Consider the following 23,728-nt stretch of genomic DNA (forward strand, 5'->3'; position numbering starts at 1 on the left):
TAAATAACTAATCTAGTATAGTATTAGACAACAATTTTGCCAAGCAAATTATTAACTCTCTTAGCAAACAGACTTACATCATCCATCTCTTCGCCTTCCACGATACAAGCTTGGTAAAATAATAAATGAATCATGTCCTCCAATGTTGGATTTTCACCATTTTCAGCGTGAGATTTCATTATACTTTTTATTACAGGATGCTTAGTATTTATTTCCAGCACCTTTGGCGTGCGGTAATTTAGCTGCTTTTGTTCACGCAAAAAACGCTCCATGCGAAGATCCATAGCACCTTCATCAACTGCTAGACATACAGGGCTGTCAGTCAGTTTTTTTGAGATTTTCACGCTTTTCACTGAATTGCCAAGAACCTTGGTAAAATATTGCAATATAGGATCCGTATTTTCCTCAGTTTTTTCTCCATTCGATTTATTTTCTTCATCTTTCTTATCTTCTTCTGAAGAGAATTTTTCCAAATCAACATCAGCGCGAGTCACAGACTTGAATTTTTGATCTTTATATTCATGAATTACACTGGTCCAGAAATCATCCACTGGATCAACGAATAGAAGAACCTCCAGTCCTTTACTGACGAACCCCTCAAGTTGCGGACTGTTTTTCACTGAATCGAGGCTATTTCCGGTGAGATAATAGATATGCTCCTGCTCAGGCTTCATTCTGCTTATATAGTCATCAATGCTGGCTAATTTCTCATCACCAGTGCTATGAAATCTGCAAATTGAGAGCAGCGCTTCTCTCTCATCAGTTGGCATAGCTTCACAAAGACCCTCTTTTAATACTGCACCAAAATTGGTCCAGAATTTTGTGTACTCCTCTAAATTCTCTTTTGCCTTTTTACCGAGCTCTGATATTACACGCTTAGTGAGGGATTTTCTGATTTGCTCAACAACACGATTATTCTGCAGCGTTTCTCTGCTGATGTTAAGAGGCAAGTCCGGTGAATCAACAATACCTTTCAGAAAACGCAAATATTGTGGTATGATCTGTACGTTATCTTCAGTGATAAATACTTTATTTACATATAACTTCACAGAGCAACGTCTATCTGGATGGAATAAATCAAAAGGTTTAATGGAAGGAACATAAAGCAAATTCGTATATTCTATTGCACCTTCATTTTTATTATGCAATATCATCCAAGGCTCCCCGCCAACGTGAGCAACACTGCGGAAAAAATCATTGTGTTCCTCTTGAGTAACATCATTTTTTGGCTTAGTCCAAATTGCAGCCTTACTGTTTAACTTTTCACTTTTTCCTTCTTCATTTATGAATTCAACAGGAAAATTTATGTGATCAGAGTAAGTAGTGACAATGTTTTCAACACGAAATTTATCTAAAAATTCATTCTCTTCAGGATGCATAATGAGTGTAATTTTAGTTCCACGAGAAATTTGATTATCTAGTTTACTTATCGAATACTCTCCATCTCCCTTGGATTTCCAGACCCAAGACTCCTCTTCTCCAGCTTTTCTTGATTCTACTATTACTTCTGATGCAACCATAAAGCTTGAGTAAAAACCGACACCAAACTTACCTATCAGCTCTACAGTTTGACTTGAATCTTTATTATTCTTGATCGCATCTAAGAATTTTTGCGTACCAGAACTCGCAATTGTGCCAAGATTATCTATTAAATCCTGTCTGTTCATTCCGATGCCATTATCAGTGATATATAGCTCATTCTTATCTTTATTGGAGCTGATAGTGATTTTTAATTCATCACTCAAATCTAGCAAATTAGGGTTTAGTTGAGATTCATAACGCAACTTATCACATGCATCCGATGCATTTGATATTAATTCACGCAGAAAAATGTCTTTATTGGTATAAAGTGAATGAATCACTATATTCAGTACTTTCCCTACTTCAGCATCAAATTTTAAATTTTCAGTTTCTTGTACGTTATGCATTTTGAGCTCCATTATTTGCCTACTACCCTAATAATTTAAGTATTGAATTACGATCTTTCAAGTCCATATTACTGAAATTAATATGGGTATAGTTATTATGACACCCAATTTGCTGGATCTCTTGCATAACAAACTTTTGGCAACGCATTGGATGAAACGAAAAAACTTACTTGACACCCTTCGCCAGCCCCCTTATCATGGAAGTGAAGCTATTTATTTATCTTCGCAATCTGCAGATTAAAACGACAAAGGGAACTTTGTATTTGGCGTAAATCATGCTTAATTTTTTGCACTATGTGCACCTCATGTCTTTATAAAACTTCTGGGTTTCTACCTATACAAGCCGAAACGCGCTTATAAAGCGTTTAAGACATCAAAAGACGTCAAATAGAACAAGGGAGAATTTGAATACTAGCTACCCTAGGTTTTCTTTGCCTTTTTTTCTGCTTAGTAAATTTCTTAAACATTTGCAGCGTAGGTTAGTTGCATTTAAAAGCAGCTAAATTGCAGCGTTTAAGACTTAAAAAAACGCCAATACAGAAAATAGACAATGACCAGGGCTTCTTTTGCCTTTTTTTTCGTTTGGTAAATTTCTTAATGTTTGTAGCTAACATGAACAAACATTTGAGAGTAACTTCCGCTAGTAGGGTGTCATCCCAGTGCTTGACACTGGGATCCAGCTTTCTTTATAAATTCACCAAAAGTGCTTCATTCTATAACGCAAAACCCATACTCACCAAACCCAATGCATTACTTGCAATTAAGTTTCCTGGATCCCAGTGTCTGGGCACTGGGATGACAGGAGAAGGCACTAGCCTGACAACCGTCATCCCGCTACGTGTTAGCGGCTAAGAGATACCGTGAATGAATCGCGGTATGACGGTCTGCGGTGGCATGACGATAACCTCGTCATCCCGCTGCTTGTTAGCGGGATCTATGCTTTGAGATACCGCGAATGAATCGCGGTATGACGGTTCGTGGCAGTATGACGGTTCGCGGTGGTATGACGATAACCTCGTCATCCCGCTGCTTGTTAGCGGGATCTATGCTTTGAGATACCGCGAATGAATCGCGGTATGACGGTTCGTGGCGGTATGACGGTTCGCGGTGGTATGACGATAACCTCGTCATCCCGCTACTTGTTAGCGGGATCTATGCTTTGAGATACCGCGAATGAATCGCGGTATGACGGTTCGCGGTGGCATGACGATAACCTCGTCATCCCGCTACTTGTTAGCGGCTAAGAGATACCGTGACGGTATGACGGTTCGTGGCTGGATGACGATAAGGTTTATACCCTGTCATTCCAGTGCTTGACACTGGAATCCAGTTTTCCATATAATCTCATCGAAAATGTTGTAACCACTTTCTATGCTAGTTTGCTTGCTCACAAGCAAACTTTCCTGGATCCCAGTGTCAAGCACTGGGATGACAGGAGAAGGGGCTACTTGGATGACATCCTCCCTTGTGGATTCAAATCACAATGTTCACACAGTTGTGGGATTATTGTATAATTAAATACTTTTTTAAACTAATGAAGCTTGAAAGCGGATCACCTTTCACGACCTGTGTTTACTTCATTCACTTTAGGAGTATGAATAGGCGTTATCATTGGGTTTTCAAGTTGTGTTGCTTGCTTTAAATCTTCACTTATGCTCCGATCTTGATCTAAAATCTTGTCAAAGTTTTTACTTTGTTGATGACCATTCACCACGCTGATTTCTAAGCCGGGACTTTTATAATTGAAAGATTCACCAGGTTGGACATTATATTCCCTACCATTAATATTTAAGTTAATTGCATTAGCAATATCGGGAGAAGTTGTATCTTGCTGTAGATTTTGCTTTGTCTCAGGACTATTGTATGTAATATTAATGTTGAGAGCTTTATCCTGATAATTAAAAGCCTTTTCCGGTTCTAAATTGAACTCTTTTCCATTTATATTTATGAAAGAGCTCTGATCCATACTTTTTTGTTGCATTTCATTATTTGATGTATTTTTTTGAGCCGCTTCTCTCATGTCATGAGTATTCTCCACACTCTTTTCATCCTCACCCAAAAGTTTTTCTAACATTTTCTTAACAAAGCGCTTCAGAAGACTCAAAAACCCTTCTTCTTTTTGATTTTCTTGTGGTTGAGGCATGTTATCTTTTTTGTCCTGTTCAGGCTTTTTATTGTTGAGCTTCTCTTTTACAGAACTCTTGCTCACTGAAGGACTAACGGTTTGTGAATCGTGCTTTGATGGCTGTGTATCTGTTTGCACAGAAGCTTCAGTAGTCTTTTTTTGTCCGCTCTGTTCAACGCTTTTACCTTCTGCTGTAGTTTCTCTAAGAGTGTTAGCTGCTTCTTGAAATTTTTTGTCATTTTTTGATTCTGCAACTTTTTCACCTGTGAAGATGCCCTTCCCTTTATATTGTTGGTCAAGCTCAGCAATTCTTTCAAAATCTTGACGTACTTTTTCATCTGCACGTCCTTTTTGACTTTCAAATTTCTGATTCAATTCTGCAACGTTTTTCATTTTGTTCTCAAGCTCCTTATTTTTCACAGCTTTTAGAGCCTCTGTTCCTTTTGCGATATAATTAACCTTCTCTTCTAATGAGGTACCTTCTGGAAAAGCACCTGGAGAACGTTCAAAAACATCTTTAAACTTTTTTTCAACACTTTCTTTAGATGTCTGGGCCATACCTGTTACCTATTAAAACATATCATATAACCAGTATATTAGCTAATTATATAAAAAACAGTTAACATAACTTGTGGTAAAGAGTGTTTATCAAGAGCGTTCTATTTATATTTTTTTTATTAAAATGCTATTTACTTATTAAGTTGAAATGTATAACCATATAAGAGATGAAGGATAGTCAATTAGCAGTAGTATTCGATTGGGATAATACCTTAGTTGACACTCAAGATAACATTTTTAATGCTATTAAGCATACCATAAACTCAATGGGGTATAGTAATAAAGCTGCCGATAGAAATTCCCATGAGTCGAGAAAGAGCTATATGGTCAATTTATTTGGCGATCAGTGGAAAAAAGCAAATCAGATATATCAACAATATTTAGATGATGCACTATTGCAAAACATTGCTCTGAATCAAGGAGTAGAGAAAATGTTGCAGACACTGAAAAGCCACAATATTTATCTAGCAATAGTAAGTAATAAGAAAAATACTAATTTACGTAAAGAAGTTGCCTATTTTAAACTAGATTCTTACTTTGAAAGAGTAGTTGGGTCATGCGATACCGCGGAAGATAAACCATCTGCAACCCCACTGCTATTTGCACTAGAAGAGAGTACGTTGCCTATAAATAGAGAAAATGTGTTTTTCGTTGGTGATAGCATCACAGATATCCTGTGTGCGCAAAATGCCAATTGTTTACCTATTATATATGGTCAATCAATAAGCGGTTATGAAGATTTGTTATGTTTTCAACATTTTGATAAACTTACAGATTTTATAATAAAGTATTTAGAAGATAGGTAATGACTGCTGTTACAGAGATTGCCAGTATAAAAAGGCGCTTTTGCGCATATTTAATAGATGTAGCAATTTTATTAATTCCAACCCTATTAATTATAATATTGTTAAAGGATTTACCGTTGATTTTACATTTATCATATATGTGTACGAATTGTAGTTACTTCACATATTTTATATCTTCAAAGGCCCAGGCAACTCCAGGTCAACAGTTGATGAATATATGTACTATCAATTTAGATAATTCTAAAATAGACTTGAATTTAGCGTTTGACAGAAGCTCTTCCCAGCTTTTTCTTCCTTTGTTAAACAGTGTAGTAGTTGTCCTTACTGAACTTTTACAAGATCAGGAAGTATTAGTGAATGTCTTGAGTGCATTGAAAGTAATTATAGTGCTGCTCACCCTCTATTGGTATCTAGTTGCTTGTTTTTCTAAAAAGAAACAGACATACCACGACATGCTATTTTATACGGTTGTTATCAAAGGAACCATTAAATGAGTTGCTATAATCGTCGTTATCATATAAATTATGCTGATAAATTGAACTAAGGGAAGATTATGAATGAAGAGATAGTAAAACATTTGAACAAATTATTGACCAATGAGCTGACTTCTGTACGCCAGTATCTTTTGCATTTTGCGGTTCTCAAAAACAATGGAATTAATAGACTTGCAGAAAAGGTAAAAAATGAGCTTAACGAAGAACTTGAACATGCAAACAAGTTGGCAGAAAGGATTTTATTGCTTAAAGGTGTACCAAATTTTCAAGATACAAATGAAATATCACAGTATGATGGAAAGTTTACAAAAGACACAATACAAAAAATCTTAGAAGCTAATTTGAAATTAGAGGGAAAAGGTATTAAGGATATCAAAGAAACGATTTCTATCGCTGAGAAAGAAAAAGATTTTGTTAGTGTAATGTTATTAGAAGAGATGTTAAAAAATGAAGAAGAGCACTTCCATTGGATTGAGAAGCAGATCGATCTTATTGAACTAATGGGTGTTGAAAACTATTTAAGAACACAAATATAGAGTGTTAAAAAAAATAGTATTTATTTTAATTGTACCTTGTTTGCTCCTTTTTTTATTAGGATTATGGCAAGTATTCAGATTGAACTGGAAGAATAATATTATCAAAAATATGAATCTTCCTGTTGTTCATCTGTTGCCCAATGATGATCTTGCACAATTTAACTACAGACACGTCAAGATCGATGGGATTCTAAGTGACATAGAACTATATGTTTTTGCAGGGCAACGCGGCTATCACGTGCTGTCTCCTATGTTGCTCACCACTGGACGTTACATGTTAGTGAATAAAGGAATAGTCAGAGAAAACAAAGAGGAAAAAGCAAAAATCGAAAAAGTAGCTGCTAATGGAGTTTTATATTGCGATAGCAGTAAAAGCAAAAATTGGTTTATCAAGAATGATACTGCTTCGAATACGTGGTTTACTTTTAACACAGAAGAAATCTCCAATGAGTTAGGTATTAAGCTAGAGAAGTGTGTATTGTGGCCGAACAATTTTGGCAGCAAATTAGCTATACAGCCAATGAAGCATTTGGAATATGCAATCACTTGGTTTGCATTTTCCTTAACTTGGTTGATTATGTGCGTAATTTACCATAGGCAAAACCTCAATAAAGCTTGAAGCTTTCTGTACATAAAATTAGAGAAGTAGTCATTCATCTTTATCACTACCAAGGTCTTTTAACATACTGTAATTGCCTTTTCTAAATCTACTTTTTAAAGACGTAACTCCACTTTCGCTAATACCACTGAGGCTCAGTGCAGCTCCACCTAGCTGCAATCCTATCTCAGATGTTTCAGGAATAATTTTACTAGCTCCTAGATCTCTATAAACCTCCACATTACTCAGATCTGGCAAGCGTATTACAATATTTACATGCGGAAAATTTGCAGCAACTAAGGAAACAACTTTTTTTATAGTAACTTCATTCTTTATTGAAATAACGAGAGCTTGAGCTCTTTCTATTCCTACTGATTTTAAAATTTCACATCTTGTAACATCTCCAAGATATATAGGAAAACTATCACTTTTTCCTTCTTTGACTATTTTCGATTGAATATCTACAACAACGTAACTTAAATGCTCCGCAGTAAGCATTTTTGTTACCATATATCCCACTCTACCAAATCCAGCAACTATTACATGGTTATAAAGATCTTGTGTATCTGTTTCAACAGCTTCATCATCTAATATTGTTTTCTCAGTGCTAAGTGAGTTTGCTATCCAATCTCCAAGCCCCGACAAAAGAGGAGTGAAAGCCATGGTTACTGTAGTTACCATCATAAGTACTTGAGCGATTTCACTTGGTAGCACATTTAGCTCATCTGCTAAGCGAAATAAAATAAACGCAAATTCACCGCCTTGTGAAAGCAGTAACCCAGCTTGTATAGCAGGTGCGCTCTTAAACCCAAAAAATCTACACAATATATATATGATAGATGTTTTTAAAACGATAAGGATGATCGATAATAAGGTGATTAGTGGTAACTTATTAAGTAAAAGTTCGGTATTGATGGACATACCAACAGTCATGAAAAATAAGCCAAGAAACAAATCTTTAAATGGCAATACTGCGTGTTCTACTGAGTGTCTATATTCTGTTTCTGCAACTAACAATCCAGCGACAAATGCACCTAATGCCAACGATAAATGAAATTGCTCAGTAATAAATGCTGCTCCTAATACTATTAAAAGCGTTGTTGATATAAAGATCTCATTACTTTCCATTTTAGCAATAACCGAAAATAAAGGTCTAAGCAATAATCTACCAGTTATAAATATCAGCACTAATGCAATAGCTGCTTGCACCAATGAACCTGCCAATGAGCTTATCAGGCTGTGCTCAGAATTGCCAGCGAGTAAAGGTACCAATACTATTAATGGTACCACTGCAAAATCTTGCATTAATAGTACTGCTATCGACAACCTACCAACCTGACTTGCTTGAGAACCTTTTTCTTGCAGAACCTGCAACACTATTGCTGTTGAGGATAGCGCAAGCCCACCACCAATAACTGTTGCTATATTCGTATTCACTCCAAAAGCAAGAGCGATGCACCATATTGCTACCATGGTAACTATAACTTGAAGAGAACCAAACCCAAATACATGAATACGCATAGCGATCAGGCGTTCAAATGTCAATTCAAGGCCTATAATGAATAATAGAAAAACTACACCAAATTCTGCAAGATTATCCATTGCTTCAGCTGAGTGTATCAGATTAAATCCATGAGAACCAATAACTGCACCTGCAACGAAGTAACCGAGCACTGGACTAATATTCATTTTCCAGAACGCTATGACTATAAACACAGCAGCAGAAAGTAAAATTATAATATCAAACAAATGCTGAGAGCCACTGTGCATGATATTTAACCTGTAAAATTAGACCATTTAATTGAGCAACCAATACTTGATTTTTGGTCAATCGGAGAATTACCAGTTTCTGCAATAAATTTCATAGCTTGAAATAAATCACTACTTCCTACTTCATAGTCTTGAACTTTTTCTTTTCTTGCATCGTTAAAACGTCCACGATAGCAGAGATTTAAATTAGCATTAAAGCCAAAAAAGTCAGGAGTGCAAACAGCCCCGTATTCTTCAGCTATTTTCTGTGTATTATCAATCAGATATGGAAACGTGAACTTATTTTCCTTGGCAAAATTAATCATATTTTTAAAGGAATCTTCTGGGTATTCATTTACATCATTTGGCATTATTGCAACGGTGTTTACCTGATAATCTTTTTTCAATTGATCAACATCGCTTACCAGATTGCTAATAATTGACTGAACGTAAGGACAGTGATTGCATATAAACATTACAATAAGACCATTTTTTCCACAACAGTCACTTAATGTATAGTATTTATTGTCTACTCCCAAAAGATTAAAATCTTTTGCAGTAAAACTAAAATCGACTTTAGGAGTATTCAGAGCAACCATAAACTATTATTATACCATATATAATTTACGGTCTTATTATTTAAATGTCAAACGGTTTCTATGTATACTGTTTGCATATTCTTTTTTAGTATTATAATTATAAAACTTATGTTCATAACTTTCGAAGGAATAGACGGCTCTGGTAAAACAACACAATCTAAGCTACTTGCAAATCATTTTAAGCAAATTCACGGCGAAAATAATGTAGTGTCGACTCGAGAACCAGGTGGCACTGATTTTGCAGAAAAGATAAGAGGAGTGTTGTTAACAAATAATATTGATCCTATTTCTGAACTCTTGCTACTTATCTCGATGAGGCGCGAACATATGAAAAAATTAATATTACCAGCTCTTGCAGAAGGAAAAATAGTGATTTGTGATCGGTTTATTGATTCAACTATTGCATACCAAGGATATGGGTTTGGAGTTGACTTAGGGCTAATAAGGGACTTACATAAGCTAGTAGAAATTAAATATCCAGATATTACATTCATTCTAGATATTGATGTTAAAGTTGGGTTAAGTAGAGCGAAAGACAAGAATAAATATGAAGAAATGGATGTTAATTTTTATAATAAAATTGGAAAAGGATTTAAAGAAATTGCCATAAAAGAGCCTGTTAGGTGCAGTGTTATCACTGAAATTGAAACAAAAAATGATAATCACGTACACAATGAAATTATTAGACTTCTTGCATAACCTAAACTAAAAGGCAATTATTTTTGGCGTTTTTTGTAACAGCTGATAATTGTGATTTAAGTCCGTCAGGAAAGGCCACTCCGTTCCTGTTGTTCCATTCTTCTGTCATCTAAGTAGCCCCTTCTCCTGTCATCCAAGTAGCTGACACTGGTTCCTTTATGACGGCAGTGCCCAGAGGCGTCATCCCAGTGCCCAGACACTGGGATCCAGGAAACTTAATTGCAAGCAATGCATTGGGTTTGGTGAGTATGGGTTTTGCGTTATAGAATGAAGCACTTTTGGTGAATTTATAAAGAAAGCTGGATCCCAGTGTCAAGCACTGGGATGACACCCTACTAGCGGAAGTTACTCTCAAATGTTTGTTCATGTTAGCTACAAACATTAAGAAATTTACCAAATGAAAAAAAAGGGCAAAAGAAGCCCTAGTCGTTGTCTATTTTCAGTATTGGCGTTTTTTAAGTCTTAAACACTGCAATTTAGCTGCTTTTAAATGCAACTCACCTTAGTTTAAATGTTTAAGAAATTTACTAAGCAGAAAAAAAGGCAAAAGAAATCCCGTGTTAGCTAGTTGTCACTCTCTAATCCTGCAAATCGGCGTACTATACTGTCTTAAACGACTTATAAGCGCGTTTCAGCTTATATGGGTAAAAACCCAGAAATGTTGTGAAGACATAAGGTGCACATAGTGCAAAAAATTAAAAATAAGACGCCAACTACGTTGTTTTCTTGCTGTTTAATCTGCACAGATGAAGATAACTGAATACCTTCAGTTTCATGATAAGAGGACTGGCAAAGCTTGTCAAGTAAGTTTTTTCGTTTCTATTCCCAATGTTATATGGTTATGCAAGAAGTCTAATACTCATAGGGATCATCTTTCAAGCATATATTGAAATATTTCATTAGCTATAGCAACATCTTGGCGTGGAGCTTTGCCGTGTTCTATAAACACAGAGATTGCGTAGCACGGGTTATGGTAAGGACCATAGGCGATAAATAACTTATGACTTTCACCCTTAGAGTTTATCTCTGGTGTACCGGTTTTGCCGGCAATTTGTATACCGCTTAGCCCTTTCTTATAGGTTCCAGTCTTAGAATTCACCACGTCAAACATAGCTTTTCGAACTATGCTAAGATGCTCATAATCCACATCAATGTCAGGGAAATTTTGCACTGTATTACTCATTTCAATGTGGGGAATTACCTCTTTTCCTGTTGCAAGCCTCGCTGCAAGAACTGCAAGCTGCAGTGGTGTTGTAAGCAAATACCCTTGTCCTATAACTAGGTTGATAGTGTCACCTAAATACCACTGCGAATATAGCTTTCGTGTACGCCAATCTCTATCGGGCAACAACCCTGGAGCTTCTTCTTTAAACGTTCCAATCAATGGCCCACTTCCAATACCAAATTTGCTAGCCATTTCTACTAGAGAGTCTACACTTATTTTTTTCCCTATATTATAAAAGTAAGTGTTGCATGAGAGAGCCATTGCCTCATTTAAAGATACATATCCATGGACTTTGCTTTTCAGGCAACGAAATTTCCGCTCACCTATTTTCATATAGCCCTTACACGAGAATTTCTCTTCTGGTGTTATTATCCCGTCTTTTAAACCCGCAAGCGCAACTATTATTTTAAATATTGAACCAGGTGGAATTTGATATGATAACGCACGATTCACAAGTGGTAATGAAGGAGTATTCAAGCTTTCCCAAGTCTCATTTGATAGCTTGCTAGCAAAAAGATTATTATCGTAAGAAGGTGAATTATATAATGCTAAAATTTCTCCATTATTTACATCAATTACCACTGCGGAGCCCTGGTGATCTTTAAATACCTCTGCGATTTTCTCTTGCAGATTAATATCAATTGTTAGCTGTACATCTTGTCCATCTTGTTGTGGTATGCTTGATAATTCTTTTATGACGCGTTTTTTAGAATTTATTTCCTGCTCAGATTTTCCTGGCTTGCCTTTCAATATATGATCATATGTATATTCAATACCGCTGATTCCTACTTCACTTATGCCTTGCTGCTTTTTTGTATATCCAAGTACATGAGAGCACATTGAACCAAACGGGTAGTAACGTTTATAAAGTGCTGTTATTTTTGTTTCTGGTGATTTTGCTATATCAGATTCAATTTCTGATAATGTTTGCAAATCAACTTCCTTACCAGAACCATCAAACAGAACAACATACGAAATTTTGTTTACCGCAAGTTCAATGCTATTCCTATCTAAAATTTTGCCCCGCTGAGGCATAATAGTAGCAACTCTTATTCTATTACTATTAGATAGTGCTTCGTACTTTTGTCTGTTTCGTATTTGTAGATTATATAACCTATAGCTAAAAATAGCGGAAATGGTAAGCTGAATACCACCTAATATGAATGCTCTGCGGTTAAAGACTTTGTTTTTTGTCCACATAACATTCCTTCAAAACGCACTTTTTCCCCCTCTTTTATTGTTACACTTCTGGCTTTTACCGTATTACAAACCCTTTCCTCCCACTCACTTAAGGTAACAAACTTGTAACCCGATTTTTTTAGTATTTTAATAATATGAGGTAAAGCTTCAATTGTGTTTGATCTGTTATTGTGATCATGAAACAGTATAACTGCTCCATTATGTACATTACTTAAAACTCTTTCAACTAAAGCTTCTGGTTTATCACCTTGCCAATCTAGCGAATCAACTGTCCATAATATCGAATACATATCCAATTTATTAGTATTTTCAATCAGATTATCGTCATGACATCCATATGGCGGGCGAAACCATTTTACATCTTGTTTTATTGCATTTTTAATTGCTGTATTTGTCTTTTCCAATTCTTGCAATTGTTCCTCACTTGAAAGTGATGTCAACTTCCTATGCGACCAAGAGTGATTGCCTAACTCATGACCTGATTCATGAATTTTCTTTACTATTTCAGACGTTTTTTCATTTATACGTTCACCAAGCACAAAAAATGTTGCTTTTGCTTCATAGCTTTCCAGAACATTAATAATATCGTTTACTCTATTGTTGGAAGGCCCATCATCAAACGTAAGCGCAACAAACTTATCGTCGTTATTCAACAATTTTTTTATATTACTTAAATTCCTATATGATAGATCCAGATTACAACTGAGCCCACAGTATGGTAAATTAAAATTACAATCACCACAGAAAACCGCGCTTGAGTATAGCAAAAGAAAAGTTATTATCCTTATAGACATTTTGTAATCAGCAAAGCGATAGGATACTATGCACTTTTTTGCTAAGTTAAGCCATCTTTAATTGCTGTAGCCTTTACTCCATCACTTCTTTAATATATTATATTAACAATTTTATATAATATATTATGATTGCAAATATAAATACCGTTGCGCTTCAGGGAATTAGCACAGTAAATGTCAATGCACAAATTCATATGGCAAATGGTATTCCAGCTTTTAATATTGTTGGATTGCCGGATAAAACTGTTGCGGAATCCAAAGAGCGCATCAGAGCAGCGTTAAATTCAATCAATCTACTACTACCTCCAAAAAGAATTACAGTTAATCTCTCCCCTGCGGATTTGCTGAAAGAAGGCAGTCATTATGACTTGGCTATCGCTATTGGACTACTTGTTGTAATGAATGTGATACCAGTTGAAAAAGTTCAGTCTTATATAATCATGGGTGAACTGGCTCTTGATGGCAGAGTTATTCCAGTTTCAGGAGTGCTGCCAACAGCAATTAATGCAAAAAAGGCAAATAAAGGAGTAATTTGCCCAAGGGGAAATGGAGTAGAGGCTTCATGGGTAAAGAATGTTTCAATTCTAGCTATAGAGAAATTAACTGATATTATCAGACACTTTAAGGGTGAGCAATTAATTCAGCCAGTAATTTTTAATTATAGTGATGCACCCAAAGAAAAAAGATTGATTCCCGATATGAAGGATATCAAAGGCCAAGTTGTTGCAAAAAGAGCAGCCGAAATTGTGGCAGCAGGTGGTCATAATATGCTTCTTGTTGGCCCTCCTGGTACTGGAAAGTCAATGCTTGCTAAACGCTTTATAGGGTTACTGCCTGATTTGACCGAACAGGAGATGATTGATGTTAATATTATTTCCAGCATAACAAAAACTGGTAATGAAATATTCAAAGTAACTCGCCCCTTTCGTGAACCTCATCATTCATGCTCTATGCCAGCAATGATAGGAGGAGGAAAGAATGCAAAACCTGGAGAAATCACTATGGCTCATAATGGCGTGTTATTCCTTGATGAGCTACCTGAATTTCCAAGACTTGTGCTTGATTCTCTGCGCCAACCACTTGAAGATAGAAAAGTTACCGTTGCAAGGGCAAATGCTCACATAACCTACCCTGCAAATTTTCAACTGATTGCTGCGATGAACCCCTGCAGATGTGGTTACTTGGGGGATGCAAGTAGATCGTGCAACAAAGCTCCAAAGTGTGGCACAGATTACAAAAACAAAATATCAGGACCATTGCTTGATAGAATAGACATATGCATTGAAATGCCAAACGTTAGCATACTCTCTCCTGAAATCTCTGTGGAGGGAGAAAGTACCAAGATTATAAGAGGAAGGGTAATAGCAGCGAGAAAAGTTCAAACTGAGCGCTATAGTGAATTAAATATTCGTTGCAATTCAGAAGTGAGCGGTGAAGCATTGAATAAATTCACTGAACCAGATCAGGCAGGGTTAGAATTGCTAAAATACGTACTGAAAGAAAATTACATTTCCAATCGAGGCTACACACGCGTATTAAAAGTTGCAAGAACCATTGCAGATCTTGCAAAAAGTGAAGAAGTAAAAAGAGCACACATTGCTGAAGCGCTGAATTACAGAATAAGGATATATTAAAAAATTAGTTTACTTGACAGACAATTTGTTTCATTATATACTGCCCTTAATGAAATTTTAACATTCTATTTAAGGAGTAGAGTTATGACAATAAATATTACAGCGGAAGATTCTTTCACTGGAGCTAATAAAAAGGGATACAATAATTCTGAGGAAGGGTTTTGGGATACAACTAAGGGTGTTGCTAGCGCAAATTGGCAATACGTATGTCACCATCCATACAAAACGGCTGCGACTTTTGTAGCAATTGCAGCAGCAATTTCGCTTACAGCTGCTTATTTTTTGAGCCCAGCTTATGCGGCTTTCGTTGGTACAGTTGGAACAAAAGCTGCAACACTCGTTAGTCCTGCTATTACTGCAGTATCTGCATTTTTAGTTACTCATCCACTAGTTGCTAGTTTGATAGTTGTTGCTGCGGTGGCGGCTTTAATAGCTGCACCTGTGTATGCATATAAGAATAGTAGTAAGGCAAGTCAAATTGATGGAGTGAAAGAAGAGATTCTTAAGGCCTGTGAAAAAGAAGGTGATAAGCCTAAAATTGATAATGATAAGCTAAAATTTGCTGGTAGTGATGCATCAACATTCTTGAATGGTGTTGCAGTAGCAATTGGAGTAGTTCCAGCACCAGCAAAAGCATAATAAAGTAGCTTAAACAGAATAAAAAGGGATAGGTTTCTGTCCCTTTTTGTAACATTTTCTATTTTTTGCATCGGTTAAGTGATGTCATTTAAGAATCTGGTTATTATAATTAACGGCACTTATTAGTATAAATGTTAAGAATAAGTAAATCCCGTTTACTGTTTACGCCTATAGAAGTGAAAAGTATTTGCATATTATTAAAAAAGCGGTAACTTACTATCAAGTGAATTCGCTAAATTTGAGTAATTTAAATGTCTATTGATCTTAGTCTGCCGGAGTTACCTATATTACACCCAAGGATTACCGTTGTGGGAGTGGGTGGTGCTGGTGGAAATGCTGTGAATAACATGATCCAATCTAATTTGCAAGGAGTGAATTTTGTTGTCGCAAATACCGACGCTCAAGCACTAGAAAAGTCGTTATGTGATAAAAAAATTCAGCTTGGCATTAATTTAACTAAGGGTCTTGGTGCTGGTGCTTTGCCTGATGTTGGCAAAGGTGCAGCAGAAGAATCAATCGATGAAATTATGGAGCATATAAAAGATAGTCATATGCTTTTCATCACAGCAGGAATGGGCGGTGGTACTGGAACCGGTGCAGCACCGGTAATTGCAAAAGCAGCCAGAGAAGCAAGAGCTGCAGTTAAGGATAGAGCGCCAAAAGAAAAAAAGATATTGACTGTTGGAGTTGTAACTAAACCGTTCGGTTTTGAAGGTGTGCGCCGCATGCGCATTGCAGAGCTTGGACTTGAAGAACTGCAAAAATACGTGGATACACTTATTGTCATTCCAAATCAGAATTTATTTAGAATTGCAAATGAAAAAACTACATTTTCTGATGCATTTAAACTTGCTGATAATGTTCTGCATATTGGCATCAGAGGAGTAACTGACTTGATGGTCATGCCAGGGCTTATTAATCTTGACTTCGCTGATATAGAAACAGTAATGAGCGAGATGGGCAAAGCGATGATCGGCACCGGAGAGGCAGAAGGAGAAGATAGAGCAATTAGTGCTGCGGAAGCTGCAATATCCAATCCATTGCTTGATAATGTATCAATGAAAGGTGCGCAAGGAATATTAATTAACATTACTGGTGGCGGAGATATGACTCTGTTTGAAGTTGATGCTGCAGCCAATAGAGTGCGTGAAGAAGTGGATGAAAATGCAAATATAATATTTGGTGCTACTTTTGATCAAGCGATGGAGGGAAGAGTTAGAGTTTCTGTTCTTGCAACTGGCATTGATGGTCGCAATAATAAATTAGAAACTTCACCTATAAGTCAGAGCGAAGACTCAGAGAAAGAGAAATTTAAGTGGCCCTATAGTCAAAGTGAAAGTACGCAAGACAAAACACTGGAAACAAAACCAGCTGAACAGGTAAGCGAAGGAGCTAAGTGGGGCAGCAATATCTATGATATACCAGCTTACTTAAGAAGAAAAAAATAATGCAACTTTGGCTACTCAAGTCAGAGCCAAGTGAATACTCATGGCAAAAAATGGAAAAGGAGCAGGTAGTTGAGTGGGATGGCGTGCGCAATTATCAAGCTCAAAATTACATGAAAATTATGAAAGTAAGCGATCTTGCGTTTTTTTATCATACAGGTAAAGAGAAAGCAATACTTGGAATCGTTGAAGTATTTAAAGAGTATTATCATGTTAATGATCCCAAGTTCGGATTAGTGAATGTAAAGTTTTTGAAACCTTTAAATAACCAAGTAACGTTAAATAATATAAAACAAAACCCACTTTTGAAAAATATGGCTATATTAAAACAACCACGTTTATCAATTGCCCCAGTTTCGGAAATTGAATGGAATGAAATAATAAGCATGAGTGAATGTTAGAAGTAAATATTCTTGACAAGAAATGGTGCAGCATTATAGAAAATCCTAAAAATTTTGTATTAGGTGTCATCAATGCTTCTCTAAAAGAATTAAAAATAGACCACTATAAACCAAATATATCAATAGCTCTGGCTGATGATGACTTGCTACATCAACTTAATTTAAAATTTAGAGAAATGGATAAGCCAACTAACGTACTATCATTTCCGTATGAACAATTGTCTAATGAGTGCGATTTAGGAGACATAGCAATTTCAATAGACACAATAAAAAGAGAATCGCATGAGTATTGTATACCCATTCTTGCTCACATTGCACACATGTTAGTGCATGGATTACTGCATTTACTTGGTTATGATCACAAAAAAAAAGATGAAGAAATTATAATGCAAAATCTAGAAAGAGAGATTTTAGCTTCGCTTGGCTACAATATGTGCGCGATTTAAAAGGAATTTAATAAAAATATAGTAGATGATAATAAAATATGTTATCTACAAAGGGTTTTAGCTATAAACAATAAAAGGTAAGTGATATGGTTCAGTTTTCTTTGCCAAAGAATTCTAAAATTAATCAAAAGGGCAAAATTTATCCTATTCCTGCTAGAGCAAAAAACATCAGAAGATTTCAAATTTACCGTTGGTCTGCTGATGACGAGAAAAACCCTAGAATAGACACATTTTTTATTGATATGGATAGTTGTGGCCCTATGGTACTTGATGCATTAATAAAAATAAAGGATGAAATAGATTCGACTTTAACTTTCAGACGTTCTTGTAGAGAAGGCATATGTGGATCTTGTGCCATGAATATTGACGGAACCAATACTCTTGCATGTACTAGATCTATAAACGATATAAAAGGTGACGTAAAAATATATCCATTACCTCACATGTATGTGATAAAGGACCTAGTCTCAGACTTGAGCCAATTTTATGAGCAATACAAATCAATTAAACCTTGGTTACAAGCAGATAAGCCTGCCCTACCAAATAAAGAATACTCTCAATCTCCTGAAGATAGAAAAAAATTAGATGGCTTGTCCGACTGTATATTATGTGCTTGCTGTTCGACTGGTTGCCCAAGCTACTGGTGGAATAGTGATAAATTTTTAGGACCAGCAATACTATTACAAGCCTACAGATGGATTGCTGACAGCCGTGATAATAAGACAGGTGAAAGACTTGATGTTTTAAACGACCCATTCAAGTTGTATCGTTGTCATACAATAATGAATTGCACAAAAACTTGTCCTAAAGGACTTAATCCAGCAAGAACAATAGCGAAAGTAAAACAGCTCATGGTAGAGAGAGAAGGAGTTTAAGTATCATCTTTTGCATTCTTCGTAAGAAAACAGCAAACCTTCCGAAGCGTAGGGTATTGTTAATACCCTGAACGCTTTTCCATTCGTGAAATGCATCGTATCATCATACGATTCAAATAATTTTTTGAATAACTCATGTCTTTGGTTACTAATAGTTTGAAAATCCTCTTTTTCTAAAAGCTTTTTAGATTCGAAGAGGTAAAGCATAACTTCATGATAAGTTGGGTAAGATGCCAAAAATTTTGGGTCAAATTGAAAGGTTTTTATGAAAGCATTATTATAAAATTTTAGCTTTTGATTCTTACTATATATTACTATAGCAACCGGTAACCTCTCAAGCAAATTTTCCTGTGTAGCTAAATAACTGTTTAATTCAGTGTGTAATTTTTCTGCACCACTAATATCTTTTCCATATATTACTATGCCACCAGAACCTTGTATTGGAATTTTGACAAAATTGAAAACCCTAGGTTCGTTCTTGTAAGTTATGACATGTCTTACTGGTTTTGTGCTATGAGCGCTACCGGTAATAGCAAATTTCTTAGAGCCATCTACATATTTATCATAAAACAAGTTATAAAATTCCACCTTTCTACTCTTGTTATATCTTAGTATTGGAAATGGCAAAGAGTTGAAAACGTTTTTATAGCTCTCCACTTCCTGCGTAAGCTTACTATTTTCTAACTCAAGTCCGTTAGCTTTTATCTTACAGTCTGAAACATTCCTTATCCATAACAGCACACCTATCACATTGTTAGAATCATCTATTATGCTTCTACCGTAACATATGCAATAAACCTCACTGTCTTTTGACTTTAAATCTAGAGTAAAAGATTTATTTATTTCCTTTGCCTCAACAAAATTTTTAATTAAGCTTTCTGATTGCTCAAAAAAATTCACAAACTCATTAAACGAGTAAAAAACAGTATTAAGCAAAATTAGTAAGTTGGGAGAGAACTTTTCTATACGTTTTTTTGCATCCCAAATATAAAACCCATCATTCACAGTATCAATTAAATTATTTATGATAACATTTTGATGTTGTAAGTTCTTAATCTTATTACTAATTTTTAATTTAGAATAAGAGAGAAAGAATAATATTAGAATCAATATTAAAACCACTTCATACAAAAAAAACATAGCACTTCTAAAACAGATGTAAAAATTTGTAACCGCTCAGAGTTATGCTGAAGAGTTATATAAGTAAAGATTACCTAACATTTGAAAGCCCAATCTCTTATAAAGGTTTACAGAAGGTTTCATACAATGTGCTACTATATATTTGCATTCAAGCTGTTTAGCTATCTTTATTCTTTCTAAAACCATTTGGGTACCTATTCCACGATTTCTGTATATTGGTAAAACTCCATCACTATAAAAACCAGCTACACTGTCTTGAACATAAAGACCGCATGTCCCAATAATTTCACTATTTAGTGTTACAAGAAAAAATCTTAATCTTGAGTTTTTATCATCATAATTTGATAATCCGCGAAAAAATGTGCTGACAATTCCAACGCCATGATAAAAAATTTTAGAAGTGTGTAAATCTAACTGTTCTAAGAGGTCGCTACCATTTACAGCATTTAACCTCAAGTTTGGAATAACATCAGCAGGTAAAAAGTAATTTTTCATATTAAGTAAAGCTTTTTTTGGTGTGCTAACGTGTTTTATTTCACACTTTTCTAAAATATCTCTTATTTTCATATGTGAATTTATTACCCATGTTGCTTCTATATCTCTTGTTCTGAGATAATCTAGAGTTTTTTGTATAGAAAGCTCGGTACATTGATCTCCACAGAACACAAAATTAAATAATGACTCCCTGGTACCATTTATTGTAAATGTAACGTTATCAAATTCATCGTGTACTTCCCACTCAGATAAATTCGCTGTGTACAGTATATAATCCTTTAAATTTTGAACAATTAAGCTTGAATAATAAATTTTTTTATCCTGCATACATCAACAATAAACAATAAAAGGCTCCTATAAGAACACAGGCTAAAATTGCAGCTATAATGTCATCTAGCATAATACCTAAAGGACCTTTGGTATTTTTATCGATCAAATTTATAGGCCACGTTTTTATTATATCAAAAAACCTAAAAGAAAAAAAGCACAACAACAATGAAGAGCAATTCATCTCTTGGCTTAACAATATCGAAACTAAAAGTATTGTCAGCAATTGACCAACTACTTCGTCAATTACTACCTCTTTTGGATCACATGAAGTCTTGTAGTGTTTTATATAATTGCCTATAGACCATAGTCCAATCAAAAATAAAAAAAAAATAATTGCTACACCTAAAATTCTGTCACTTAGTATTACAGGAACAATTGGATAAGAAGCTAAGCTGCCTACGGTACCTGGCATTTTTTTTACTGTGCCAGACAGCCACCATGTTGATGTCAATTTATATAAAAATTTCACAATACACCAAAGTACAAAACTAATTTACAAGAACAGAAATAGTATCCTCTATAGAGGTGCTTTCATACAATAATCTATAGACCGCTTCACATATAGGCATTTTTATCTTTAGCTTTCTTGCTAAATTAAATGCGGACTCAGCAGTGCTAAAACCTTCAATCACTAACTTGCCTTCTGACAAAATCTGCTGAACATTAAAGCCATTGTTACTATTACCTATTTTAAACCCAAAAGATAGGTTTCTTGAATTCAAGGATGTGCATGTCATGACTAAATCACCTAAACATGAAGGCCCGAGCAAAGTATCCATATTGATATTGTTGTTACCAATTTTTGCTAAGTACAAAGTTTTAATTTCATTCATACTTTTTGTAATCAACGCTGCATGAGCATTAAACCCGAGTTTTCTACCAAAAATAATTCCACATGCTATAGCAAAAACATTTTTTAATGCTGCACAAATCTGTACTCCTATAATGTCGTTACTAAACTCCCACTTAACATTTTCTTGTTGCAGCTCCGATACTAGCTTTGAACCTAATGTGTTATTTTGGCACGCAAGAACCATTGAATAGGGCAATTTTTTTGCAACTTCTATAGCAAAACTAGGGCCTGAAAAAATAGCAATAGGATTGTTAGGTAAAACTTCGTTTACTATTTCACTAGGTAATTTTAATGTAGACTTTTCTATTCCCTTACAAGCTAAAATTATTGCTACATCTTTTTTCAGATTACAATTATGCAATTGCTGACATACCTCCCTCAGAGACTGAGTGGGAACAGCGAGGATTGTTACTGAAGCATTAATTGTGTCTTCAATAGCCAATTTTACTGACACATTATCAGAAATTCGACAACCGGGTAGCTTGTCACTTTCTCTTTTCCCGTTGATTGATTCAAATGTAGTTTCATTGCGAGTCCACAAAACCACATCTTTCTTGCTACCTAATGAAATTGCGATTGCTGTACCCCATGCACCAGCACCTAAAATTGATATTGCCACACAATATTCCTGAAAGTATTACTTATACTTTAAAATAGTAGGATAAGTAAATTAAAAATATAACACAGACATATAGAATAGTTAAATATTTATTAACCGAAGTATTCTTTTAATAATAGTAACTTTAATTCAATATTTACTAAAAATATTATTACTATCATGGTATATCTATTATATTTTAGATCTATTTATATAACTTTGGAACAATATATTTACTATTAATTAATAAGTGTAATTTTGATCATTTGTTAATAAAAATTTGATTTATTACTTTCCTTAGTTATATATATTACTAAAATTATAAATTATTTATGGGGTGTAAAATATGCGTATATTATTAATTGAAGATGATCAAGTAAGTGCAAAGACTGTGGTTAATGCCTTAACTTCTGATGGACACTTCTGTGACGTTGTTACTTCTGCACAAGATTATAACAATAATATGGTTTCCTCAAACGGAGATTACTATGACCTAGTTATTTTAGATATACACTTGCCCGGTGATATTGACGGATATGATATATTGTTAAGACTAAGAAGTGCAAAAATCAAAGTTCCTGTCTTAATACTTTCATGTATATCCGCTGTCAATCACAAAGCTAAAGGGCTTGGGTATGGTGCCGATGATTACTTAACCAAGCCATTTCATAAAAGCGAGTTATTAGCTCGAATTAAGGCCATAGTGCGTCGTACTAAAGGCCATCCTGAATCGGTGATAAAGATTGGTAATATAAATATCAATTTTGATCACAGGGTTATTGAGGTGAAAGGTAAAACGGTTCACCTTACTAATAAAGAGTATTCTATGATAGAATTGCTAGCACTGCGTAAAGGAACAGTACTAACAAAAGAAATGTTCTTAAATCATCTTTACAATGGCTTGGATGAACCTTCAGATAACAAGATAGTTGATGTTTTTATGTGCAAATTACGTAAGAAACTTGAAAGTGCAAATGATGGAAAAAGCCACATAGAAACCGTTTGGGGCAGAGGGTATGTTTTGAAAGAGTATATTGATGATGAAGAATATTCTAATGTTAATGTAGGCGAAAGTAGTGATGGCTATCAAGCAGAACAAGTGAAGGACAACGCATGAAATGCCTACACATTTAAATATAGCATGGCTTATATCGCACGTATCATGTGAACACCTAGGTGAAATATAAGCCGAGTTCTGTTTATGTAGCTATTTATCTGGAGTAAATGTTACCATTTACCGCATGCGATTTACCCGAGTAGATATGAGGAAAACATAAAGTCTACTTCTATTTAATCTTGCTCCTAGTGTTGGTTACTCGACTACCAATGTTGCCATTGCCATGGTGTGCTCTTACCACACCTTTTCACCCTTACCTAAGAATACTTTAGGCGGTAATTTTCTGTAGCCCTATAACTGGAGTTACCTCCGGCGGGCGTTACCCGTCACTATTTTTCCTTGGAGCCCGGACTTTCCTCTGCTATGTTTATCACACAACAGCAGCTACTTATTTCACCCAGGAATTATACTTTAACATGAAAATCACAAAAGTAAAAGACAATT

Annotated in this window: 25 protein-coding genes and 1 other RNA gene; 14 read left to right on the top strand and 12 right to left on the bottom strand. The window is 35.2% G+C overall.

Going from position 1 to position 23,728, the window contains the following annotated elements:
- Positions 1-23: 23 nt before the first annotated feature.
- Entirely contained in the window at positions 24-1,928 is a 1,905-nt protein-coding gene (htpG, locus tag ABWU58_RS07705; RefSeq protein ID WP_353283747.1) for a molecular chaperone HtpG, read from the bottom strand.
- Between the two features lie 612 nt (positions 1,929-2,540).
- Here htpG and ABWU58_RS08140 point away from each other — a divergent pair.
- The gene (locus ABWU58_RS08140) at positions 2,541-2,780 is read left to right on the top strand and encodes a hypothetical protein (RefSeq protein WP_410542041.1); all 240 of its coding nucleotides are present in this window, start codon (positions 2,541-2,543) and stop codon (positions 2,778-2,780) included.
- A gap of 531 nt (positions 2,781-3,311) precedes the next feature.
- Complete coding sequence (locus tag ABWU58_RS07720; protein WP_353283129.1) at positions 3,312-3,446, top strand: hypothetical protein; 135 nt, start codon at positions 3,312-3,314, stop codon at positions 3,444-3,446.
- Positions 3,447-3,480: 34 nt separating this feature from the next.
- Here the strand turns inward: ABWU58_RS07720 and ABWU58_RS07725 are convergent, their stop codons facing one another.
- The gene (locus ABWU58_RS07725) at positions 3,481-4,611 is read right to left on the bottom strand and encodes a hypothetical protein (protein WP_353283130.1); all 1,131 of its coding nucleotides are present in this window, start codon (positions 4,609-4,611) and stop codon (positions 3,481-3,483) included.
- A gap of 167 nt (positions 4,612-4,778) precedes the next feature.
- On the opposite strand from ABWU58_RS07725, the gene ABWU58_RS07730 reads away from it, so the two are divergent.
- The 4 genes from ABWU58_RS07730 to ABWU58_RS07745 are packed head-to-tail and all read left to right on the top strand — an operon-like array spanning position 4,779 to position 7,066.
- Positions 4,779-5,417, top strand: a complete 639-nt coding sequence (locus ABWU58_RS07730) for an HAD family hydrolase (protein WP_353283131.1) — start codon at positions 4,779-4,781, stop codon at positions 5,415-5,417.
- Complete coding sequence (locus ABWU58_RS07735) at positions 5,417-5,911, top strand: RDD family protein (RefSeq protein ID WP_353283132.1); 495 nt, start codon at positions 5,417-5,419, stop codon at positions 5,909-5,911. Before ABWU58_RS07730 ends, ABWU58_RS07735 begins: the two co-directional genes overlap by 1 nt.
- A 59-nt stretch (positions 5,912-5,970) precedes the next feature.
- Complete coding sequence (gene bfr, locus ABWU58_RS07740) at positions 5,971-6,447, top strand: bacterioferritin (RefSeq protein ID WP_353283133.1); 477 nt, start codon at positions 5,971-5,973, stop codon at positions 6,445-6,447.
- A 1-nt stretch (position 6,448) separates the two neighbouring features.
- Positions 6,449-7,066 carry an SURF1 family protein gene (locus ABWU58_RS07745; RefSeq protein ID WP_353283134.1) on the top strand — a complete coding sequence of 206 codons (618 nt, stop codon included), beginning with the start codon at positions 6,449-6,451 and terminating at the stop codon, positions 7,064-7,066.
- 30 nt (positions 7,067-7,096) lie between these two features.
- Here the strand turns inward: ABWU58_RS07745 and ABWU58_RS07750 are convergent, their stop codons facing one another.
- Positions 7,097-8,815, bottom strand: a complete 1,719-nt coding sequence (locus tag ABWU58_RS07750; protein WP_353283135.1) for a monovalent cation:proton antiporter-2 (CPA2) family protein — start codon at positions 8,813-8,815, stop codon at positions 7,097-7,099.
- Positions 8,816-8,820: 5 nt separating this feature from the next.
- Complete coding sequence (locus ABWU58_RS07755) at positions 8,821-9,393, bottom strand: thioredoxin family protein (protein WP_353283136.1); 573 nt, start codon at positions 9,391-9,393, stop codon at positions 8,821-8,823.
- Between the two features lie 108 nt (positions 9,394-9,501).
- On the opposite strand from ABWU58_RS07755, the gene tmk reads away from it, so the two are divergent.
- On the top strand, positions 9,502-10,092 hold the full coding sequence (tmk, locus tag ABWU58_RS07760) for a dTMP kinase (protein WP_353283137.1): 591 nt from the start codon (positions 9,502-9,504) through the stop codon (positions 10,090-10,092).
- A 109-nt stretch (positions 10,093-10,201) separates the two neighbouring features.
- Here tmk and ABWU58_RS08145 read toward each other — a convergent pair whose 3' ends face one another.
- The 3 genes from ABWU58_RS08145 to ABWU58_RS07775 form a co-directional block, all read right to left on the bottom strand.
- A complete protein-coding gene (locus tag ABWU58_RS08145; protein ID WP_410542042.1) occupies positions 10,202-10,459 on the bottom strand; it encodes a hypothetical protein in 258 nt (85 codons plus the stop codon).
- Positions 10,460-10,960: 501 nt separating this feature from the next.
- Positions 10,961-12,517: a penicillin-binding transpeptidase domain-containing protein gene (locus tag ABWU58_RS07770; RefSeq protein WP_353283138.1), complete on the bottom strand. Its 1,557-nt coding sequence runs from the start codon at positions 12,515-12,517 to the stop codon at positions 10,961-10,963.
- Positions 12,472-13,311, bottom strand: a complete 840-nt coding sequence (locus ABWU58_RS07775) for a polysaccharide deacetylase family protein (protein ID WP_353283139.1) — start codon at positions 13,309-13,311, stop codon at positions 12,472-12,474. Before ABWU58_RS07775 ends, ABWU58_RS07770 begins: the two co-directional genes overlap by 46 nt.
- Positions 13,312-13,436: 125 nt before the next feature.
- Here ABWU58_RS07775 and ABWU58_RS07780 point away from each other — a divergent pair, with 125 nt between their 5' ends.
- The 6 genes from ABWU58_RS07780 to ABWU58_RS07805 all read left to right on the top strand — a co-directional run bounded on the left by ABWU58_RS07780 (position 13,437) and on the right by ABWU58_RS07805 (position 18,751).
- Positions 13,437-14,945 (top strand): YifB family Mg chelatase-like AAA ATPase, encoded by a 1,509-nt coding sequence (locus tag ABWU58_RS07780; protein ID WP_353283140.1) that lies wholly within the window; start codon positions 13,437-13,439, stop codon positions 14,943-14,945.
- An 84-nt stretch (positions 14,946-15,029) separates the two neighbouring features.
- Complete coding sequence (locus ABWU58_RS07785) at positions 15,030-15,584, top strand: hypothetical protein (RefSeq protein WP_353283141.1); 555 nt, start codon at positions 15,030-15,032, stop codon at positions 15,582-15,584.
- A gap of 251 nt (positions 15,585-15,835) precedes the next feature.
- Positions 15,836-17,032: a cell division protein FtsZ gene (ftsZ, locus tag ABWU58_RS07790; protein WP_353283142.1), complete on the top strand. Its 1,197-nt coding sequence runs from the start codon at positions 15,836-15,838 to the stop codon at positions 17,030-17,032.
- Positions 17,032-17,430, top strand: coding sequence for an EVE domain-containing protein (locus ABWU58_RS07795; protein WP_353283143.1), 399 nt, complete (start codon positions 17,032-17,034; stop codon positions 17,428-17,430). Before ftsZ ends, ABWU58_RS07795 begins: the two co-directional genes overlap by 1 nt.
- Entirely contained in the window at positions 17,424-17,876 is a 453-nt protein-coding gene (ybeY, locus tag ABWU58_RS07800; RefSeq protein WP_353283144.1) for an rRNA maturation RNase YbeY, read from the top strand. The genes ABWU58_RS07795 and ybeY overlap by 7 nt, the downstream gene beginning before the upstream one ends.
- An 86-nt stretch (positions 17,877-17,962) precedes the next feature.
- Entirely contained in the window at positions 17,963-18,751 is a 789-nt protein-coding gene (locus tag ABWU58_RS07805; protein ID WP_353283145.1) for a succinate dehydrogenase iron-sulfur subunit, read from the top strand.
- A gap of 3 nt (positions 18,752-18,754) precedes the next feature.
- On the opposite strand, the gene ABWU58_RS07810 is transcribed toward ABWU58_RS07805, so the two are convergent.
- From ABWU58_RS07810 to ABWU58_RS07825, 4 genes are read right to left on the bottom strand one after another with little or no spacing between them, the layout of a single operon-like run.
- Complete coding sequence (locus tag ABWU58_RS07810) at positions 18,755-19,891, bottom strand: hypothetical protein (RefSeq protein ID WP_353283146.1); 1,137 nt, start codon at positions 19,889-19,891, stop codon at positions 18,755-18,757.
- Between the two features lie 42 nt (positions 19,892-19,933).
- Positions 19,934-20,713 carry a GNAT family N-acetyltransferase gene (locus ABWU58_RS07815; protein ID WP_253309312.1) on the bottom strand — a complete coding sequence of 260 codons (780 nt, stop codon included), beginning with the start codon at positions 20,711-20,713 and terminating at the stop codon, positions 19,934-19,936.
- On the bottom strand, positions 20,703-21,185 hold the full coding sequence (locus ABWU58_RS07820) for a phosphatidylglycerophosphatase A (protein ID WP_353283147.1): 483 nt from the start codon (positions 21,183-21,185) through the stop codon (positions 20,703-20,705). The genes ABWU58_RS07815 and ABWU58_RS07820 overlap by 11 nt, the downstream gene beginning before the upstream one ends.
- 19 nt (positions 21,186-21,204) lie before the next feature.
- Positions 21,205-22,188 (bottom strand): NAD(P)H-dependent glycerol-3-phosphate dehydrogenase, encoded by a 984-nt coding sequence (locus ABWU58_RS07825; RefSeq protein WP_353283148.1) that lies wholly within the window; start codon positions 22,186-22,188, stop codon positions 21,205-21,207.
- A 325-nt stretch (positions 22,189-22,513) separates the two neighbouring features.
- On the opposite strand from ABWU58_RS07825, the gene ABWU58_RS07830 reads away from it, so the two are divergent.
- Positions 22,514-23,284, top strand: coding sequence for a response regulator transcription factor (locus ABWU58_RS07830; protein ID WP_353283149.1), 771 nt, complete (start codon positions 22,514-22,516; stop codon positions 23,282-23,284).
- A gap of 51 nt (positions 23,285-23,335) precedes the next feature.
- Here the strand turns inward: ABWU58_RS07830 and rnpB are convergent.
- Positions 23,336-23,685: RNase P RNA component class A (gene rnpB / locus ABWU58_RS07835), an RNA gene on the bottom strand.
- Positions 23,686-23,728 lie beyond the last annotated feature (43 nt).

The sequence above is a fragment of the Wolbachia endosymbiont (group A) of Pogonocherus hispidulus genome (assembly GCF_964028195.1).
Taxonomy (GTDB): Bacteria; Pseudomonadota; Alphaproteobacteria; order Rickettsiales; family Anaplasmataceae; genus Wolbachia.